The organism is Micromonospora sp. NPDC047134 (assembly GCF_040643455.1).
Taxonomy (GTDB): Bacteria; Actinomycetota; Actinomycetes; order Mycobacteriales; family Micromonosporaceae; genus Micromonospora.
The window spans coordinates 1-16978 of record NZ_JBEYUI010000032.1 but is presented as its reverse complement, the minus strand read 5'-3'; the positions used below and the strand labels follow the sequence as shown (position 1 = coordinate 16978).

The 16978-nt window shown below is 71.6% G+C and carries 15 protein-coding genes, 3 tRNA genes and 1 pseudogene; 14 read left to right on the top strand and 5 right to left on the bottom strand.

Annotation, left to right across the window (positions count from 1 at the left end):
* Positions 1-64: 64 nt before the first annotated feature.
* Together ABZ795_RS26115 and ABZ795_RS26110 are read left to right on the top strand one after the other, a co-directional pair.
* Positions 65-1096, top strand: coding sequence for a 3-isopropylmalate dehydrogenase (locus tag ABZ795_RS26115; protein ID WP_357532268.1), 1032 nt, complete (start codon positions 65-67; stop codon positions 1094-1096).
* A 195-nt stretch (positions 1097-1291) separates the two neighbouring features.
* Complete coding sequence (locus tag ABZ795_RS26110) at positions 1292-2389, top strand: branched-chain amino acid aminotransferase (protein WP_357532267.1); 1098 nt, start codon at positions 1292-1294, stop codon at positions 2387-2389.
* A gap of 54 nt (positions 2390-2443) precedes the next feature.
* On the opposite strand, the gene ABZ795_RS26105 is transcribed toward ABZ795_RS26110, so the two are convergent.
* Together ABZ795_RS26105 and ABZ795_RS26100 are read right to left on the bottom strand one after the other, a co-directional pair.
* Complete coding sequence (locus ABZ795_RS26105; protein ID WP_357532266.1) at positions 2444-3184, bottom strand: tyrosine-protein phosphatase; 741 nt, start codon at positions 3182-3184, stop codon at positions 2444-2446.
* A gap of 70 nt (positions 3185-3254) precedes the next feature.
* Positions 3255-3713, bottom strand: a complete 459-nt coding sequence (locus tag ABZ795_RS26100) for a PRC-barrel domain-containing protein (protein WP_327022317.1) — start codon at positions 3711-3713, stop codon at positions 3255-3257.
* A gap of 305 nt (positions 3714-4018) precedes the next feature.
* Here ABZ795_RS26100 and cimA point away from each other — a divergent pair, with 305 nt between their 5' ends.
* Positions 4019-5596, top strand: a complete 1578-nt coding sequence (cimA, locus tag ABZ795_RS26095; protein WP_357532265.1) for a citramalate synthase — start codon at positions 4019-4021, stop codon at positions 5594-5596.
* On the opposite strand, the pseudogene ABZ795_RS26090 reads toward cimA, so the two are convergent.
* Positions 5585-6559 (bottom strand): annotated as a pseudogene (locus ABZ795_RS26090) (endonuclease/exonuclease/phosphatase family protein); the annotation flags it as partial. The gene cimA and the pseudogene ABZ795_RS26090 sit on opposite strands and share 12 nt — an antisense overlap.
* Before the next feature lie 166 nt (positions 6560-6725).
* Here ABZ795_RS26090 and ABZ795_RS26085 point away from each other — a divergent pair.
* From ABZ795_RS26085 to ABZ795_RS26055, 7 genes are all read left to right on the top strand, one after another.
* The gene (locus tag ABZ795_RS26085) at positions 6726-7775 is read left to right on the top strand and encodes a MoxR family ATPase (RefSeq protein ID WP_327022314.1); all 1050 of its coding nucleotides are present in this window, start codon (positions 6726-6728) and stop codon (positions 7773-7775) included.
* Between the two features lie 20 nt (positions 7776-7795).
* Positions 7796-8782: a DUF58 domain-containing protein gene (locus ABZ795_RS26080; protein WP_357532264.1), complete on the top strand. Its 987-nt coding sequence runs from the start codon at positions 7796-7798 to the stop codon at positions 8780-8782.
* The gene (locus ABZ795_RS26075; protein WP_327022312.1) at positions 8779-9738 is read left to right on the top strand and encodes a VWA domain-containing protein; all 960 of its coding nucleotides are present in this window, start codon (positions 8779-8781) and stop codon (positions 9736-9738) included. The genes ABZ795_RS26080 and ABZ795_RS26075 overlap by 4 nt, the downstream gene beginning before the upstream one ends.
* A 77-nt stretch (positions 9739-9815) precedes the next feature.
* Positions 9816-10661, top strand: coding sequence for a trypsin-like peptidase domain-containing protein (locus tag ABZ795_RS26070; protein WP_357532263.1), 846 nt, complete (start codon positions 9816-9818; stop codon positions 10659-10661).
* Positions 10662-10771: 110 nt separating this feature from the next.
* Complete coding sequence (locus tag ABZ795_RS26065; RefSeq protein ID WP_327022310.1) at positions 10772-11068, top strand: hypothetical protein; 297 nt, start codon at positions 10772-10774, stop codon at positions 11066-11068.
* Positions 11069-11077: 9 nt separating this feature from the next.
* A complete protein-coding gene (gene arfB / locus ABZ795_RS26060; RefSeq protein WP_327022309.1) occupies positions 11078-11503 on the top strand; it encodes an alternative ribosome rescue aminoacyl-tRNA hydrolase ArfB in 426 nt (141 codons plus the stop codon).
* Positions 11504-11620: 117 nt separating this feature from the next.
* Positions 11621-12778, top strand: coding sequence for a cellulose binding domain-containing protein (locus ABZ795_RS26055; protein WP_357532262.1), 1158 nt, complete (start codon positions 11621-11623; stop codon positions 12776-12778).
* Between the two features lie 51 nt (positions 12779-12829).
* On the opposite strand, the gene ABZ795_RS26050 is transcribed toward ABZ795_RS26055, so the two are convergent.
* A complete protein-coding gene (locus tag ABZ795_RS26050; protein WP_357532285.1) occupies positions 12830-13690 on the bottom strand; it encodes a 3-methyladenine DNA glycosylase in 861 nt (286 codons plus the stop codon).
* A 73-nt stretch (positions 13691-13763) separates the two neighbouring features.
* Entirely contained in the window at positions 13764-15101 is a 1338-nt protein-coding gene (locus ABZ795_RS26045) for a hypothetical protein (RefSeq protein ID WP_357532261.1), read from the bottom strand.
* Positions 15102-15235: 134 nt separating this feature from the next.
* Here ABZ795_RS26045 and ABZ795_RS26040 point away from each other — a divergent pair, with 134 nt between their 5' ends.
* The 4 genes from ABZ795_RS26040 to ABZ795_RS26025 all read left to right on the top strand — a co-directional run bounded on the left by ABZ795_RS26040 (position 15236) and on the right by ABZ795_RS26025 (position 16851).
* On the top strand, positions 15236-16039 hold the full coding sequence (locus tag ABZ795_RS26040; RefSeq protein ID WP_327022306.1) for a fumarylacetoacetate hydrolase family protein: 804 nt from the start codon (positions 15236-15238) through the stop codon (positions 16037-16039).
* Between the two features lie 95 nt (positions 16040-16134).
* Positions 16135-16206, top strand: a tRNA-Gln gene (locus tag ABZ795_RS26035).
* A 135-nt stretch (positions 16207-16341) separates the two neighbouring features.
* Positions 16342-16414 (top strand) — tRNA-Glu (locus ABZ795_RS26030).
* Between the two features lie 361 nt (positions 16415-16775).
* Positions 16776-16851, top strand: a tRNA-Glu gene (locus ABZ795_RS26025).
* The last annotated feature ends 127 nt before the right edge of the window (positions 16852-16978 follow it).

Sequence of the window (16978 nt, the reverse complement as noted above, 5' to 3'; positions counted from 1 at the left end):
CTCGTACCGGGAGGCGGGACGGCGGCGTACCGTCTAGCCGATACGAGCGAAGGAGCTGACGAACGTGGCACGGATCGCGGTGGTGGCCGGGGACGGGATCGGACCCGAGGTGGTCGCGGAGGCCCGCAAGGTCATCGATGCGGTTCTGCCCGGGGTGCAGGCCACCGAGTACGACCTGGGTGCGGCACGTTACCACCGCACCGGCGAGGTGCTGCCGGACTCGGTGTTGGCCGAGCTGGCCGGGCACGACGCCATCCTGCTCGGTGCGGTCGGCGACCCCACCGTCCCCCCGGGGGTGCTGGAGCGGGGTCTGCTGCTCAAGCTGCGTTTCGCCTTCGACCAGTACGTCAACCTGCGGCCCTCCCGGCTCTGGCCCGGGGTGGCCAGCCCGCTGGCGACGGTCAAGCCCGGCGAGGTCGACCTGGTGGTGGTCCGCGAGGGCACCGAAGGGCTGTACGCCGGTGCCGGCGGCACCCTGCACCGCGACACCCCGGCCGAGGTGGCCACCGAGGAGAGCCTGAACACCCGACACGGGGTGGAGCGGGTGGTCCGTGACGCCTTCGCCCGGGCCAGCCGTCGGGAACGGCGCAAGGTGACCCTGGTGCACAAGACCAACGTGCTCACCCACGCCGGCTCGTTGTGGGCCCGCGCCTTCGAGGCGGTGGCCGCGGAGTACCCCGAGGTGACCACGGAGTACCAGCATGTCGACGCCGCCGCGATGTTCCTGGTGACCCAGCCCCAGCGCTACGACGTGGTGGTCACCGACAACCTCTTCGGCGACATCCTCACCGACATCGCCGCCGCGGTGACCGGCGGGATCGGGCTGGCCGCCAGCGGCAGCATCAACCCCGACCGGACCTACCCCTCCATGTTCGAGCCGGTGCACGGCTCCGCGCCGGACATCGCCGGGCGTGGCATCGCCGACCCGGTGGCCGCGGTCCTCTCCGGCGCCCTGCTGCTCGACCAGCTCGGCCACTCCGAGGCCGCGGAGCGGATCACCGCCGCGGTCGGTGCGGAACTCGCCGCTCGTACCCCGGGCGAGGCGGTACGCACCGCCGAGGTGGGCGACCGGATCGCCGCCCAGGTAGCCGCCTGAGTCCACATCAGGTCTCGCCACCGGCGACAGCCGGTGGCGATCGGCCCGAACGTCCGGGTGGAAGCGACGACTCGCTGGTACTACCGACCAGTGCGCCTACCCGCTGAACGACCGTTCGGGGTAAGTTTTTGGCACAAATACTTCTGATGTGCGCCGCCTCGGCGCATGTCGTCGTCCCCCAGGGAGGTCAGCGCGATGAGCGGTGGTGACAAGCTCGAATTCGAGATCCGTCCGAATCCCGCGCCGGTATCCGCCGCCGACCGGGCCGCGCTGCTGGCCAACCCTGGATTCGGCCGGGTGTTCACCGACCACATGGCCATCATCCGCTACGCCGACGGCAAGGGCTGGTACGACGCCCGGGTCGAGGCCCGGGGGCCGATCCCGATGGATCCCGCCAGCGCGGTGCTGCACTACGCGCAGGAGATCTTCGAGGGGATGAAGGCGTACCGCACGGTCGACGGCGGGGTGACCATGTTCCGCCCGTACGCCAACGCGGCCCGGTTCAACACCTCCGCCACCCGGATGGCCATGCCGACCCTGCCGGAGCAGGCCTTCGTCGACTCGCTGCTGCGGCTGATCGAGATCGACCGGGAGTGGATCCCGGAGGGCGAGGACGGCAGCCTCTACCTGCGGCCCTTCATGTTCGCCAGTGAGGTCTTCCTCGGCGTCCGCCCGGCCAACGAGTACCTCTACGTGGTGATCGCCTCCCCGGTGGGGGCGTACTTCTCCGGTGGGGTCAAGCCGGTGACGGTCTGGGTGTCGCCGGACTACACCCGGGCCGCTCCCGGAGGCACCGGCGCGGCGAAGTGCGGCGGCAACTACGCGGCCTCCCTGGCCGCCCAGGCCGAGGCCGCCGAGCACGGCTGCGAGCAGGTGGTCTTCCTGGACGCGGTGCAGCGGCGGTACGTCGACGAGTTGGGCGGCATGAACGTCTTCTTCGTCTACGACGACGGCTCGGTGGTCACCCCGCCGCTGACCGGCACCATCCTGCCCGGCATCACCCGGGAGTCCGTGCTCACCCTGGCCTCGGCGGCCGGTCATTCCGTGCAGGAACGGCCGGTCAGCTTTGACGAGTGGCAGGCGGACGCCAACAGCGGCCGACTGCGCGAGGTATTCGCCTGCGGCACCGCCGCGGTGGTCACCCCCATCGGTCGGGTCCGGTACCCGGAGGGGGAGTTCACCATGGGCGGTGGTGAGCCGGGTCCGATCACGATGGCGTTGCGTCAGCAACTGGTCGACCTGCAGCGCGGCAACGCCCCCGACCCGCACAACTGGGTCCACCGCGTCCTCTGAGCTGTGCGAAAGGGCCCCCTGCCGGTGCGGGGGGCCCTTTTTCGCAACCAGGGCTCAGCCGAGCAGGTGGGTGCGCAGGGCGGCCAGTTGGTCGTCGGTGACCCCGGCGTGCCGCAGGTAGCCGTCGATCGAGCCGTGGCCCTCGCGGATCTCCGCCAGGAAGGTCAGCATCGTCTCCGCCGGTGAGAACACGAACGGGGCGGGAAGTTCCGGCAGGTGGGGGTAGGCGGTGGCGAGCCAGGCGACGAACCGCTGCGAGGCCTCCGTGCTCAGCGCGTAGTCCGCGGCGATCTCGGCATCATCGACACCCAGGGCCGCCAGGGTCAGGCCGCAGACGATGCCGGTGCGGTCCTTGCCGGCCACGCAGTGCACCACCACGGGGGCGTTGGCGCTGTCGGCGATCAGGCCGATCGCCTGGGCCAGCCCGGCGGTCCCGGTCCGGGCCAGGTCGGCGTACCGGTCGGCCAGGTAGCGGGCCAGATCGCTGCCGGGCTGGTACGGCTGCCTGCCCCATTCCTCGTGCTCGGGGTGGATGTGCCGGTAGTCGAGCCCCTCGATTTCGGGGACCCGGCCGTCGCGTTGGACCTCCTGGGGGCGGCGCAGGTCGACGACCGTGCGTACCCCCAGGGCGCGGAAGGCGTCCAGGTCCGCGCCGTCCATCCGGTGCAGGGAGTCGGAGCGGTAGAGCCGCCCGGAGCGCACCGTCCGCCCGTCCAGGCCGCGGTAGCCGCCCACGTCCCGGAAGTTGAACATCGCGGTGAAGGGGATCCTGCGCCTGTCGTCGATCGCGTCCATGCGGACACCGTATCGGCCGGTGGGAGGCTTTCCCACCGGCCGATACCGCGGATCAGTACTTCAGGTCGCCTCAGCGAAGGCCGCCGGGCGGGGTGGCGGAGTAGGTGTCGTTGTAGTACCCGCCGAGCTTGTCCCGGTACGCCGGGTCGTTGATCGAGTCGTCGTACTCCGGCGCGGCCTTGATCTGGTCCTTGGTGCGGTCGACGTAGACCTTCTGCTCGTCGTGGTCGACGTGGTTGACCGTCCCGGCCGGCAGCATGACCTTCTTGCCGAAGATCCACGGGCCGGTGTCGACCACCAGGTAGCTGGCGTCGACCTCGCTGCTGTCACTGTCGATCTTGCCGATCGAGCCGTCGCTGGCCTCGACCTTGTAGCCGATCAGGCTGGTGCCGGCGACCCCGGCCTCGTCCCGGTAGCTCCAGGGGCTGAAGGAGCTGGTGGGGGCGCCGGTGGTGACCACGTCCTGGTCGACGGCGCGCAGGGCCGGGTCCGGCGTGGCGTGCGTGTTGTTCGGGTCGAGCCTGTCCATGGGATCTCTCCTGTCTCGACTTGGCTCAGTCGTCTCGGAGGTACGTGGTTCGTTGTCCCGAAAACTCCTACCCGGTGCGACTCGTCCTACACCCACCTTCTCCGATGAGACCCAAGTCATCGTCCCGAGATATGGATTCTGCCTCCCAGATCCGCCGCCGAGTGGCAGAGTGCAGAACGTGACCAGCACCGCCCGCATTATTGGCAACTAGCGCGCCGGCCTTCCCCTCCGCCGAGCGCGCAGACCTCCCGCAGCCGCGGGGGGTCTTTTTGTTGCGCCGGCCGGTGCCATACGAAGGGATCACCATGACGTTCCAGGTCTACGACACCACCCTGCGCGACGGTGCCCAGCGCGAGGGGGTCAGCTACTCCGTGGTCGACAAGCTCGCGGTGGCTCGACTGCTCGACGAGTTCGGCGTCGGGTTCATCGAGGGTGGCTGGCCGGGAGCGGTGCCCAAGGACACCGAGTTCTTCCGTCGGGCGCGTACCGAGCTGGAGCTGCGGCACGCCGTGCTGGTCGCCTTCGGCGCCACCCGCCGGGCCGGTGCGGTGGCCGCCGACGACCCGCAGGTGCGCGGCCTGCTGGAGGCGCAGACCCCGGCGATCGCCCTGGTCGCCAAGGCCGACCTGCGGCATGTCGAGCGGGCCCTGCGGACCACCGCCAAGGAGAACCTGGCGATGATCCACGACACGGTCACCCATCTGGTCGCCGAGGGCCGTCGGGTCTTCGTCGACGGGGAGCACTTCTACGACGGCTACCGCCACGATCCGGCGTACACCGCCTCCGTGGTGGAGACCGCCCTGGCCGCGGGCGCCGAGCGGTTCGTGCTCTGCGACACCAACGGCGGCATGCTGCCCTCGCAGGTCACCGCGGCCATCACCGACCTGACCGACCGCATCGGGGTGGCCCCCGAACTGCTCGGCATGCACGCCCAGAACGACACCGCCTGCGCGGTGGCCAACACCATCGCCGCCGTCGAGGCCGGGGTCCGCCACGTGCAGGGCACCGCCAACGGGTACGGCGAGCGGCCGGGCAACGCCGACATCTTCGCGGTCGTCGCGAACCTTCAACTCAAGCTCGGGCTGCCGGTCCTACCGGAGGGCTGCCTGGAGCAGATGGTGCGGGTCTCCCACGCCATCGCCGAGATCGCAAACATCGCCCCCGACACCCACCAGGCGTATGCAGGGGCCGCAGCCTTCGCTCACAAGGCGGGACTGCACGCGAGTGCGATCAAGGTGGATCCGCTGCTGTACAACCACATCGAACCCGAGGTGGTCGGCAACGACATGCGGATCCTGGTCACCGAGATGGCCGGCCGGGCCAGCATCGAGCTCAAGAGTCGTGAGCTCGGGCTGGATCTGGCCGGCCATCCGGAGGCCCTGTCCCGGGTCACCAACCGGGTCAAGGAACTGGAGGCCGGCGGCTGGTCCTTCGAGGCCGCGGACGCCTCCTTCGAGTTGCTGGTGCGCTCCGAGTTGCCGGGCGCCGCGGCGGTGCAGCCCTTCAACCTGGAGTCGTTCCGGGTGCTGGTCGAGCACCGGGAGGACGGCGCGGTGGTCTCCGAGGCGACCGTGAAGATCCGGGTGGGCGGTGAACGGGTGATCGCCACGGCCGAGGGCAACGGCCCGGTCAACGCCCTGGACGAGGCGCTGCGGGTCGGTCTGGGCCGGCACTACCCGCAACTGCGGGACTTCGAGCTGGCCGACTACAAGGTGCGCATCCTGGAGGGCAGCCACGGCACCGGAGCGGTGACCCGGGTGCTGGTCGAGACCGCGAACGGCCGTGGCGGCGGCTGGACCACGGTGGGTGTGCACCCCAACGTGGTCGAGGCGAGCTGGCACGCCCTGGTCGACGCCCTGACCTACGGCCTGGGCCGGGGGTAGGCGCAGTTCGGCCAGCACCATGCGGTGGTCACTGCCCGGCAGTGGTCGGACGGTCGCATCGTGTACCGCGATGCGACGGTCGACGAGCACGTGGTCGATCGTTACCGGGGGGATCAGGCTGCCGTCGTACGGGCCCCAGGTGCCGGTGAGCCCGGCGCCGACCGCCGCGGCGGCGTCGACATAGCCGGTATCCAGCAGGGCCCGCAGCGGCCCGTGGTCGAGGGTGGCGTTGAAGTCTCCGGCGAGGATGCTCAGCGCCCCCTCCGGGGTGGCCGCCGGCTGGGCCGCCAGGTCGTCGCGCCAGAAGCCCGTCTGATCCAGGGCGTACGGCGCGGAGGAGTGGGCGGACTCGACGCGTACCTCCTGGGCGCCCGGTACGGCCACGGTCGCGTACGCCTGGGTGAAGCCCCAGCCACCGCGCAGGGTCCGGAGGCCGGCGTCGCGGATCGGGTGGCGGGCGTACAGGCCCGAGCCGGGGGTGCCGACCACCGGGTTGAGGTGGCGGTACGGCAGCAGCCGGTCCAGGCCCAGCCGATCCAGTTCGACCTGGGCCGAGGGGGTGAACTCCTGCACCACGAGCACGTCGACCTGCTCGGAGCGGACCAGGTCGACCACGGCCGCCGGGTCGGCGGCACCGGCCAGCAGGTTGGCGGTGAGCAGCCGTACCGTCGGCCCGTTCACCTGCGGTTGGGGCGAGGGCAGGGCCCGGGGCACCACCACGGCGACCAGGGCCACCGTGGTCAGCGCCGCGACCACGGCCGGCCAGCGGCGCCGTAGGGCGAGCGCGAGCAGCAGCGGCACCAGGCTGCCGAGCGCCGCGTACGGGGTGAACGCCAGCAACTGCACCAGGGGCCCGCGGTCCAGGCCCAGCAGTCGGGCCAGTACCCAGCCGAGGCCCGGTACGACGGCCAGCCAGCAGATCGCGGTGCCGAGCCGGGGGAGTCTCGCGGTGACGATCTGCACATCTGGAGGCTACGGGTGCCCCGCCCGCATCCGGTTGCTGACCGGCCGGGCGGCTCTGGGTGGTCCGGCCCCCTCCAGGGTCGTAACGCCGCCGCCGCGCGGTCTGGGTGCCCCACGGCCGTAAATTCCGACGTTTGTCCGACGGCCGTCGCGGGAAGCAAGCACCGTGACGGACATCTCGGACACCCTGTCCAGCCTGCCCACCCCGGCCGATCAGGACGCGACCGCGGCCGAGCTGCACCAGACCCTCAACGAGGTCAGACGGGTGATCGTCGGGCAGGATCAGCTCGTCGAACGCCTGCTCACCGCCCTGCTGGCGGACGGGCACTGCCTGTTGGAAGGCGTACCGGGGGTGGCCAAGACCCTGGCCGCACAGACCCTGGCCACAGTGGTCGGTGGCACCTTCTCCCGGATCCAGTTCACCCCCGACCTGGTGCCCTCGGACATCGTCGGCACCCGCATCTACCGGGCCTCCAAGGAGAGCTTCGACGTCGAACTGGGCCCGATCATGGCCAACCTGGTGCTGGCCGACGAGATCAACCGGGCTCCGGCGAAGGTGCAGTCCGCCCTGCTGGAGGCGATGGCCGAGCGGCAGGTCTCGATCGGTGGACGCAGCTACCCGGTGCCGGAGCCCTTCCTGGTCCTGGCCACCCAGAACCCGATCGAGTCCGAGGGGGTCTACCAGTTGCCGGAGGCCCAACGGGACCGCTTCCTCATGAAGATCGTCGTCGACTATCCGGACGACGCCGACGAACTGGCGATCCTCTACCGGATGAGCGCCGAGCGCCCCCGGGCCCACCGGGTGCTGCGACCGGACCGGTTGCGGGAGTTCCAACTCCACGCCCGGCAGGTCTTCGTCCACCACGCCATCGCGGAGTACGTCGTCCGACTCATCCTGGCCACCCGTGACCCGGCCCGGTACGGGATGCCGGACCTGGCCCCCCTGCTCGCGTACGGTGCCAGTCCCCGCGCCACCCTGGGGATGGTCGCCGCCGCCCGGGCCCAGGCCCTGCTGCGCGGCCGGGAGTACGTGCTGCCGGAGGACGTCCGGGAACTCGCCGTGGATGTGCTGGCCCACCGGCTGGTGCTCTCCTTCGACGCGGTCGCCGACGGGGTGAGCGCCGAATCGGTGGTACGCCGACTGGTCGAGGTGGTGCCGCTGCCCCGGGTGGTCAACGGCCAACCGGAGTACGCCGCCGATCTGGCGGCCGCGTGATGAGAGGTGGCCGGGTCCCGGTGTCGGCGGACCCGGTGCTCACCGAGCTGACCCCCGACCAGCGGCTGCGCCGGCTGGAGCTGACCGTCACCCGGCGCCTGGACGGTCTGTTGCACGGCGAGCATCGGGGTCTGCTGCCCGGACCGGGCAGCGAACCCGCCGGCAGCCGCGAGTACCGGCCCGGCGAGGACGAGGTACGCCGGATGGACTGGGCGGTCACGGCCCGGACCACCGTGCCGCACGTCCGGGAGGTCGACGCCGACCGGGAACTGACCACCTGGCTGCTGGTCGACGCCAGCCCCAGCATGGAGTACGGCACCGCAGAACTGGACAAGCGGGAACTGGCCGTGGCGGCGGTGGCCACCATCGGCTTCCTCACCGCCGGCAGCGGCAACCGCCTGGGGGCGCAGGTGCTCACCCCGTACGGGCTGCATCGGGTGCCCGCGCGGGGTGGACGCAGCCATCTGGTCGGCCTGATGCGCGGCCTGCTGGCCGCCCCCCGGCAGGGGGTCAACCCGCCGGCCCGCCCGCCCGGCGAGGAGGTCGACCTGGCCGCCGGGCTGGCCGCGGTGCACCGGACGGCCAACCGGCGGGGTCTGGTGGTGGTGATCTCGGACTTCCTGGACGGCCTGCCGGACGACCCACGGTCACCGGCCGACTGGGAACGCCCGCTGCGCCGGTTGGGCGTGCGGCATCAGGTGCTGGCGGTGGAGGTGGTCGATCCGCGCGAACTGGAACTGCCGGACGTCGGACTGATCACCCTCACCGATCCGGAGACCGGCGCACGCCGCGAGGTCTGGACCGGCGACCCCGGCCTGCGGGAGCGGTACGCGGCCGCCGCCGCGGCCCAGCGGGACCAACTCCGCCAGGCCCTGCGCCGGGCCGGGGCGGCCCACCTGGCGTTGCGTACCGACCGGGACTGGGCCACCGACATCGTGCGGCATGTGCACGCCCAGCGTCGGTTGGCCCTGGCACCGGCCGCGCCGAGGCGGGGAGGTGTCGCATGATCTGGGAGTCACCCATCCGGCTCTGGTTGCTGCTCGGGGTGGCCGCGCTGGCGCTGGCCTACCTGGTGGCGCAGCGCCGCCGCAGCCGGTACGCCGTCCGGTTCACCAACCTGCGTCTGCTGGACCGGGTGGCCCCCCAGCGCCCGACCTGGCGTCGGCACCTGCCGGCCGGTCTCTTCCTGGCCATGCTGGCGTTGCTGGTGGTCGGCTTCGCCCGGCCGACGGCGGAGGTTCGGGTGCCCCGGGAACGGGCCACCGTGATGGTCGCGGTGGACGTCTCCACCTCGATGCTCGCCACCGATGTGGACCCGGATCGGCTCAGCGCCGCCAAGAGCGCCGCCCGGGAGTTCGTCGACGGACTGCCCAGGGAGTTCAACGTCGGGCTGGTGGCCTTCGCCGGCAGCGCCGCCGTGCTGGTGCCGCCGGGCACCGACCGGGAGGCGTTGGACGAGGGGATCCAACGCCTGGCGGAGGGGATCACCGGGGTGCAGGGCACCGCCATCGGCGAGGCGATCAGCACCTCCCTGGGCGCGGTCCGGGCCCTGGACGAACAGGCCACCACCGAACCGCCCCCGGCCCGGATCATCGTGCTCTCCGACGGGGCCAACACCTCCGGCATGGATCCGATGGAGGCCGCCGCGGAGGCGGTGGCCGTGGAGGTGCCGGTGCACACGATCTCCTTCGGTACCCCGGGCGGCTTCGTGGACCGGGGCGGGCGACCCATCCAGGTGCCGGTGGACGGGGAGACCCTGCAGGCCGTGGCCGAGCAGACCGGCGGGGCCTTCCACCAGGCCGACACCAGCGACGAGTTGCGTGCCGTCTACGACGACATCGGCAGTTCGGTGGGGTGGCGCAAGGAGCGGCAGGACATCTCGGCCCGGTTCATCGGGCTCGGCCTGGTGTTCGCGATGGGGGCGGCCTTCGGCTCCATGCGCTGGTTCTCCCGCCTGCCCTGATCGCGTACCGGCCGGTCCGACCCCGGCCCGGCCCGACCTCCGCACCAGCTGCGGGCGCACATGTGAGGAGCGTACGAATGGCAGTGCAGACCGGACTGGGTGAGCCCCGTGGGCCCTGGTTCGTCTCGCCGGAGCTCGACCCGCACGGTCGGGACGGGACGGGGCAGGCTGCCCGGATGCGCGACGAGGCGGGGTGGGGTTGGCGTCGTCGACTGCTGGGCGGGCTGGCGGTGCTGGCCCTGTCGACCGGCTCGGGGGCGGTGGCCGGTGGCTGGGTGGCCAGTCGGGGGATTCCCGAACCGGCGGCGGCCTCGGCCGCGCCGGTGCCCGCCGAGCTGGTGACCGCCGCCGAGAAGACCGTGCCCGGGGTGGTCTCCGTGCTGGTGGGTGGGGCCACCGGGTCCGGCTTCGCGGTCGACTCCGAGCAGCACATCATCACCAACGACCACATCCTGGCCAAGGGCCGGGGTGGCCCGGTGACGGTGGAGTTGCCCGACGGCCGCCGGTTCGGCGCCCAGGTGGTCGGCCGGGAACCCGGCAGCGATCTGGCGGTGTTGAAGGTGCCGGGGTCCGCCGGGCTGGCCTCGCTGCCACTGGCCAAGCCGGGCTCGACCCGGGTGGGGGAACCGGTGCTGGCGGTCGGGTCCCCGCTGGGGCTGTCCGGCACGGTCACCGCCGGCATCGTCAGCGCCCTGGACCGGCAGGTGCGCCTCGGGGACAACCGGCACCGGGCGGTGCAGACCGACGCCTCGATCAACCCGGGCAACTCCGGCGGACCGTTGGTCAACGCCCGGGGGGAGGTGGTCGGGGTGAACACCGCGATCGCCACCATCGACGGTAACGGTTCGATCGGCATCGGCTTCGCCATCCCCATCGAGCAGGTGCAGCAGACCGCGGACACGATCATCGGCAAGGGCGGCTGATATCACCGAGAGTGACTGTCCGATTACCGAAGCATGGGGGGATCTGTCGGATTCCGGCGATCGAAGATCGGAGAATGGAAATATCACGCTGAGTATGCATACTCACGGTTGTGGAGCGTCCTCTCATCGCGGTCCTCCTGCTGGTGGGCCTCATCATCGGAACCGGCGTGGGGTCCTCGTACGCCCGCGCTCGACGGGGCTGGACCGACTACCAGACCGCCAAGAAGACCGTGCCGGGTGCCCGTCGTGGCGCCTGGCTCCTGATCAAGGTGGCCACCACGAAGATCGGGGTGATCCTCCTGCTGCTGATCGGGGCGGTCGCCTATGCCGCGACCGGGGGAGACGACGACTCGGAGCCGGCCTCGCCGAACCCGAGCAGTTCTCCCGAAGCGTCCCCGGGGCGCTAGCCTCAGGGCGTGGACGGCGGACTGCGGGTGACCGATCGGTGGGTCGTGCCCGCCGCCGAGCTGCGGGAGCGGTTCTCCCGTTCCTCCGGGCCGGGCGGGCAGGGGGTCAACACCACGGACTCCCGGGTGGAGCTGAGCTTCGACCTGGCCGCCTCACCCAGCCTGCCGGAGTCGCTGCGGGTGCGGGCGCTGGACCGACTCGCCGGACGGCTGGTCGACGGGGTGCTGACCATCGCCGCCAGCGAACACCGGGCCCAGTTGGCCAACCGGGAGGCGGCCCGGGAGCGGTTGGCCGCCCTGCTGCGCGAGGCGGTCGCCCCGCCACCGGCGCCGCGTCGGCCCACCAAGCCCTCCCGCGGGGCCAAGGAGCGGCGGCTGGCCGACAAGAAGCGCCGTTCCCAGCGCAAGCGCGACCGTCGGGTGGACGGCGACTAGCCGGGTCGACTCCAGGAGAGCCCGGACATTGATGATTTTCATCTTTGTTGGTTGAATGCGCGCGGGAGCATTCGGGCCGTCACACGAACTTCGACACGTGACAGGAGTCCCTCCACCATGCTCCGTAGGCCTCTGCGCAACGCTGCCGCCGGGTTCGCGGCCGTCCTCCTGGCGATCACCGCCTGGTCCGCGCCATCGACCCCACCAGCCGACCCCCTCCAGTCCGCCTCCCCGGTCGCCGCCTCGGCGCCCCTCGCCTCCGCGCCCCTCGCCTCGGCGGCGCTTGCCGATCCGGTACGCATCATGCCGCTCGGCGACTCGATCACCGGTTCACCGGGCTGTTGGCGGGCACTGCTCTGGAACCGCCTCCAGTCCGCCGGGCACTCCGCCATCGACTTCGTCGGCACCCTCGGCCCGCAGGGCTGCGGCCAGCCCTACGACGGGGACAACGAGGGCCACGGCGGCTACCTGGCCACCAATGTGGCCAACCAGAACCTGCTCCCGGGCTGGCTGTCGGCCACCCGGCCGGACATCGTGCTGATGCACTTCGGCACCAACGACGTGTGGAGCAACATCGCCCCGACCACCATCCTGGCCGCCTACAGCAGGCTGGTGGACCAGATGCGGGCCAGCAACCCCGCCATGCGCATCCTGGTAGCGAAGATCATCCCGATGGCCCCGAGCAGTTGCCCGGAGTGCGGGCAGCGGACCGTGGCCCTGAACAACGCCATCGACGGTTGGGCGGCGGGCAAGACCACCAGCCAGTCGCCGATCGTCGTGGTGGACCAGTGGACCGGCTTCAACACCGCCACGGACACCTACGACGGGGTGCATCCCAACGCCGCCGGCGACCAGAAGCTGTCCGACCGCTGGTACCCCGCCCTGGTGTCCGCCCTGACCGGCATCCCGACCCCCACTCCCACTCCCACTCCCACTCCCACGGTCACCGCGACCCCGACCCCGCCGCCGCCGGGAGGTTGCGTGGCCGGCTACCGGCTGGCCGGTAGCTGGCAGGGCGGGTTCCAGGCGGAGGTGACCGTACGCAACGACGGTGCGACCGCACTCGCCGGCTGGGTGGTACGACTCGACTTCGCCGACGGGCAGCGGGTCACCCAGGCCTGGAGCGCCGAGGTGACCCAGACCGGCTCGGTGGTCACCGCCCGAAACGCCGGCTGGAACGGCACCCTGGCGCCCGGCGCCCAGACCACCTTCGGGTTCCTGGCCTCCGCCGGCAGCACCAACACCGCGCCGACGGCACACTGTTCCCGCTCGTGACCACGGCTGCGGGGCCACCGGTCGGTGGTCCCGCAGCCCTCTGCCCGCTGGTCAGGCCGGCGCCGGTTGCTCCACTGTGGCCAGCAGGGTGGTGCAGACCTCGATCAACCGGGCCCGGAGCAGCCCGGAACGCTGGGCGAACTCCCGTTGCCGGGTCACGTACTCGGCCTTGCCCTCCGGGGTCTCGATGGCCACCGCCGGCTGCCCGTAGGAGGAGAGGTCGTACGGGGAGGCCTGCATGTCCAGCAGCCGGATGTCCCGGGCCAACTCGAAGCAGTCCAGGGCCAGTTCGCCGGGGACGGCCGGGCCCAGCTTGGTGGCCCACTTGTGGCAGTCCATCGCGGCGTGCAGGCAGCCCGGCTGGTCCAGGTCCACCTGGCTGGCCCGGGTGGGACGCAGCCGGTTCAGGTCGACCGCCTCCGGGGTGAAGAACCGGTACGCGTCGAAGTGCGAGCACCTGATCTGGTGCGCCTCGACCACCGCGTCGGTGCCCTCCTGACCCAGCCGCAGGGGCAGGGGGTGCCGATGCTCACGTTGGCGGTAGACCATCGCCCACTCGTGCAACCCGAAACAGCCTGTGAAGGCCGGGCGGGTGGCGATCGAGGAGAGCAGCCGCCAGATGAAACGTACCGATTCGGCCCGGTCGGCGAGGAAGGCCGCCGCGTCGAAGCCGATCGTGCCGTCGGGGTCGGTCGCGTACCACCGCCACTGCCCGTTCGGTGCCGGGCCCTGCGGCCCGGGTTCCAGCCGGACCCCCACCCCGGGATGCCAACGGCGCAGCATCGAGGGCCGGGTGCCGTAGTACTCGTAGAGGAAGTCGTCGATCGCGTGACGTTGCCGGGCCGCCCGGCGCCGGCGATGTGCGGCCGTCAGGGCCTCGGCCCGCTCCTCGTGGGCCCGGGCGCGCGGCATCCACACGGCAGCCGGCAGGCTGTCGAAGCTGGGGTGGGCGGCGGTCACCGTCCAAGGGTACGACCGCCGCTGATCAGGGCACGTCCACCCGTACCCCGGAGGAGAAGACCCCGCTGCGAAGCTCCAACTGCTGCGGTGCCTCCCCGCCGTTGACGGTGAAGACCAGCGGCAGCACCATGCGGCTGCCCGCGGCCATCGGCTCGGCGAAGACGTCCCGGCCCTGGTTGACCCGGCGGGTGGCCTGCTCGTCGGTGGTCACCCAGTTGCCGTTCGCCAGGTACGCCCGTTGCAGCTTGCCGTGCCAGCTGTGGTGCTCCCGGGTCAGGTTCCGGACCCCGACGGTGGCCTGGCACTGCCGGGCGCCCTGCCCCGGATCGCAGTTCATCCGGTAGACGGTGAACTCGAAGGCGTCCTCCCGCAGGGGTATCCCCAGGCCACCGGTGACCCCGGTGCCCTTCCAGGCCCCGTTGGTCGGCTGGCTGTCGGTGTCGATCGCGGCCACCCGGCGGGTGGCGGTCCACGCCGCTATGCCCAGGGTGGCCGCCAGCACGGTCGCGGCCACCGGGACGATCACCCACACCGGCGGGGTACGCCGACGGGTGGGCGGCCGAGGTGCGGCCGGTCGGGGATAGATCCGCCCGGGCCCCTCCGAGGCCAGCGCCGCCGCGGCCGGGGGCCGGCGCCGCCGCCAGGTGGCGAAGCCCAGACCGGCGAGGACCAGCAGCACGGCCACCCCGGCCAGCAGGGCGGGTGCCTGGTCACGCCACCCCGGGGACTCCTGGGCGCGCGCCTCGGTGGCACCCGGGGCCGTCCAGGTGGCGGTCGCGCAGTCGTACGGCCGGCGGCCGTCCACCGCGAAAGCGCAGGCCGGAGCGGTCACCGGCTGCTGCGCCGCCGTACCGCTCAGGGTGGTGTCCAGCTTGGTGGTGCTGCGCGGCGACAACCTCAGCCGCCAGGTCACCTCCGTGGCCGTGGACCCCCCGGGACGTACCTCCCGACCGCCGTCGCTGATCGCGGTCGCCGAGACCCCCTGGGGCAGTTCCTGGCGCACGGTGGTCTCCACCGGGGTGTTGCCGGCGTTGCGGACCTCGATGCGGTAGCTCGGCTGGGTGGTGCTGGCCGGAGCGACCTGCACGCTGACCTTCGGCGCCGGAGCGGGCGAGGCCAGCCGGGTCGGAGTGGGCACGGCCGGTGGTGCCGAGGGCATCGTCGGCTCCGCCGTGGCCACCGCCGCCGGACGCGCGGCCGCTGCGACCGCCGGACGTTCGGCCGCCGAGACTGCCGGCGGTCGTTCGGCCGCCGCGGGCTCTGCCGCGGTGAACGCCGGTAGCGCCGGCACCGCGGCGGTGAGAAACCCCACGCAGTGCACGATCGCCGCCAGGGCCTTGTGGTGTCGTGTCGATGCAGGCATACGAACGAACCTCCGCAGCCGACGCTAGGTCGACGGCGTCGTCGGCCGGGTACGAAGCGGCGAATCCGGCACCGAGGGTGATCGTCAGGGGTAAGCTGCCGCACCCGGTCCACGGGCGGGGCTAGATTGTCCTGGTGCGTATCGCTCGTTTCGCTCATGCCAAGGGAATGTCGTTCGGAGTCGTCGAGGGGGAGCCGGGGACGGGCCCGCAGGGGCTGACCATCGCCGAGATCTCGGGACATCCGTTCGGCCAGATAACTTTCAGCGGCGCCCGTTGGGCGCTGTCCGACGTCCGCCTGCTCTCGCCGATCCTGCCCAGCAAGGTGGTCTGCGTCGGCCGTAACTACGCCGAGCACGCCGCCGAGCACGGCAGCGAGGTGCCCAGCGAGCCGCTGCTGTTCCTCAAGCCCTCCACCTCCGTCATCGGCCCTCGGGACGCCATCCGGCTGCCCGAGTTCAGCAAGCAGGTGGAGCACGAGGCCGAGCTGGCCGTGGTGATCGGTGCCCCGGGGGCGCGCCGCGCCGACCGGGCCGCGGCGCAGCGGGCCATCTTCGGCTACACCTGCGCCAACGATGTCACCGCCCGGGACCTGCAACGCTCCGACAACCAGTGGACCCGGGCCAAGGGGTTCGACTCCTTCTGCCCGATCGGCCCCTGGATCACCACCGGCCTGGACATCAGTGACCTGGAGATCCGGTGCGAGGTGGGACGGGACCCGGAGGAGATGGAGGTCCGCCAACTGGGCCGGACCCGGGACATGGTCTTCGACGTGCCCGCCCTGGTGTCGTACATCTCGCATGTGATGACCCTGTTGCCGGGCGACGTCGTGCTGACCGGCACCCCGGCGGGGGTTAGCCCGCTCGTGGACGGGGATACGGTCACCGTCCGGATCGAGGGGATCGGCGACCTGACCAACCCGGTGGTATCCGCCACCTGAGCCTGTTTCCGCAGGTCAGAGGTGGTTTGGGGAAGTCGATTTGGCCTGCCGGTGCCGGGAGGGTAAGGTTTGATCCCGGCGCCGCAAGGGGCCGATGGGGTATGGGGTAATTGGCAGCCCAACTGATTCTGGTTCAGTTAGTCTAGGTTCGAGTCCTGGTACCCCAGCGCATCCGAGGTTCGCGAGAACCGAGGTCGCTGGATTCTGGTGGGTTCAGCATCAAGGTTCCGCCACGGAACATTGATCGCTAGGTCTGGTAGAGTTCGGCGGCACCACCGAAAGGTGGTGTCGCATTGTGTTCTGGCCCCGTCGTCTAGCGGCCCAGGACGCCGCCCTCTCAAGGCGGTAGCGCCGGTTCGAATCCGGTCGGGGCTACAGATAGGTTCACGGCTCGTCCCTCCAGGGGCGGGCCGTTCGCCGTTTCCCTGCTCAGTGTCCCCTTCACCCCGCCCGGCCAGTGCCCGCTGCGGCGCACAGCGCCTCTCCGGTTCAGCCGGCCCGACGCCCGCCGGCCCGGCGCAGCAACCCTGCCGGCCCGGCGCAGCAACCCTGCCGGCCCGGCGCGCAGTTGCTCTGACCCGCCCCCGCGTTCGAGCATTCGACCAGCTAGGAGGCGCCGCCAGGGTTCGGCGCGCCGACGGTGCACCAAGCCCACCCACCCCGCTGATACGGCGCTGGAGATCGCCGCTAGACTACTGCCGCACCGCTGGAAGCGGCGGTGAACCAGGAAAGTTCTGGCCCCGTCGTCTAGCGGCCCAGGACGCCGCCCTCTCAAGGCGGTAGCGCCGGTTCGAATCCGGTCGGGGCTACCAACCGAAAGCCCGCCTCCTCGAGGCGGGCTTTCCCTCGTGTTTTGACCATCGGGGGGATTTGTGGTGGTCGAGGTCTAGCGGAATGGGGAGGACCCTGTCCATGATCTGAGTTCTCACACAAAGATCA